Annotated in this window: 2 protein-coding genes; both read left to right on the top strand. The window is 70.0% G+C overall.

Features of this window, described 5'->3' with window-relative positions; translation table 11 throughout:
• The coding region (locus DA1_RS30955) for a hypothetical protein (protein ID WP_162269895.1) at positions 1–347 on the top strand (347 nt) is incomplete at its 5' end.
• Positions 340–1901 (top strand): hypothetical protein (locus tag DA1_RS29215; RefSeq protein ID WP_155737682.1); only part of this gene is annotated, 1562 nt, incomplete at its 3' end. The genes DA1_RS30955 and DA1_RS29215, both read left to right, overlap by 8 nt.

The following is a 1901-nucleotide window of genomic DNA, read 5'->3' as shown; positions in this document are numbered from 1 at the left end:
TGGCGCTGGACCAGCGCACGCTGGCCATACCCGTCTACGGCCCGCGCCAGACCGACGACAGCGGCGCCATCCTGCCGCTGGCCGTGAAGCTGCACACCAGCCGCGACGGGGGCCAGCGCTGGCGCGCCACGGCGCTCAGCATGCGCCTGCCGTACTGGGCCTGGATGGACGGCCAACTGCTGCCCGGCTCCAGCGGCTATGACATCGACGACTCGCGCTTCGACTTCAACCGCGGCGAGCTGTTCCCCCTGCTGAGCCTGCGCGACGACAACGGTGAGCTGCTGCCCATGAACCCCGGCCGGCCCTGGATGGCCGACCACCGCGCCAAGGAGCCCGCCAATGGGTAACGCGCTGATCAAGAACAAGAAGCTGGTGGAGTTCGTGCCGGCCACGCCTGCGGACCCGGGGTTTCCGGGCCGGCCTGCAACCCCCGAGCGCATCACCTATGAATGGCGAGACGTGCGCGTGGAAGCCGGCATCAACGAGATGCAGCGCGTTGAATACACCGCGCCCGATGGCTCCAAGGCGGTGGGCTGGCGCACGCCATTGGATGCCTTGAGCGACAGGGTGGGCAACCCCTTGTTGAGCGCTGAAGCAGCCCACTACAGCGATATCTGGGCCTTGGCCGATATCACTGTGGATGGCGTGATACGCAGGCAGCGCGTGCCCCTGACCTGGACCAGCGCCTGGATCATGCGCCGCGAGAATGTGCGCATCGTGATCCCCGCCCAGCCCGCGATCCCCGCGTGGCCGCCGAAGGTCGCCACCCCGGAGCGCCGGACCTACGACTGGCACTTCGGTTGGAACGGTGGAGCGCACAGCCTGCGCGAGCTGCCGGCCAACTGGATCGGCACGGCCACCTTCGTGATCGGCAAGCCCGTGGGCGCCGTGGTGGGCTTCACCCTGGCCAGCCAGGTGCCGCGCGTCAGCCGTTCATCGTTCGCCAATGTGGAGTACGGCCTGGTGTTTGGGGATGGCCAGGTCAACGTGCGCCATGCCGGCGTCACGCTGCAGCGCGTGGGCTCGATGACGGGCAATGACACGGTGCGCGCCCAGGTCGGAGGCGGGCGCATCGAGTGGTTTCTGAACGACGTGAGCGTCTACAAGGGGCGCTTTGCGATGACCGGCCCTTATGTGCTCGATGCGGTGCTGTATGCCGGTGATGACGTCGTGGACTCGCCCCGGCTGCAGGACGGTGTGGCCGAGCAGGACGGCACGGGCGTGCTGAACCTGGCGCCGCTGCAGGTGGAGGGCCAGGCCCTGGAGCCCTTGCAGATCCGCATGGGGCTGCAGCCGCTGGACCTGTTCGCAGCAGACCGGCCGCTGGCCCAGGTCAAGGCGCGGCTGCGGCCCCTGCGCGTCGCTGGCGACCCCATCCCGCGTGGCGCGCTACGGCTGGCCGGCGCCCAGGTCCGGGCCTCGGACGCCCGCAATGACGCCGTGGCGCGGCCCACGCTGGCGCGCCTGCAGGCCACGGTCCAGGTCGAAGTGGGCGAGGGCGCCTGGATTCCGCAGTACTCCATCGGAACCGCCTTCGTCCCGCCGCCCGTGGTCGACGGCGCCATCATCAGCGGCCAGGGCCACGACTACCAGATGCGCCTGGGCCCGGCCTTCACCGTGGCTTCGCAGGACCGGCATGCCGAGGGCCGGCTGACACTGGCGCCCCTGCAGCTGCTGTCCGATGTGGAGGCGCTGACCCACCTGGTGCGGGCGCAGGACCTGCTGGGCGCCGATCTGGCGCTGACGGCCAGCGGCTATGTGACCGTGGTCATTGCCGAGCGCGTGGGTGCCTCGGGCGCGCTGACGCTGGGCGCTGCCGGCCTGGTGCTGGACGTGCACGAGCAGATCAGCAGTGCGGCAGAAACCCAGATCTCGGGCGCCATCGTGGCCAGCGTGCTGGA

Source organism: Delftia acidovorans NBRC 14950 (assembly GCF_001598795.1).
GTDB classification, from domain to species: domain Bacteria; phylum Pseudomonadota; class Gammaproteobacteria; order Burkholderiales; family Burkholderiaceae_C; genus Comamonas; species Comamonas acidovorans.
Note: the sequence above shows the minus strand (reverse complement) of the source record. Positions and strands in the feature narration are given on the sequence as shown.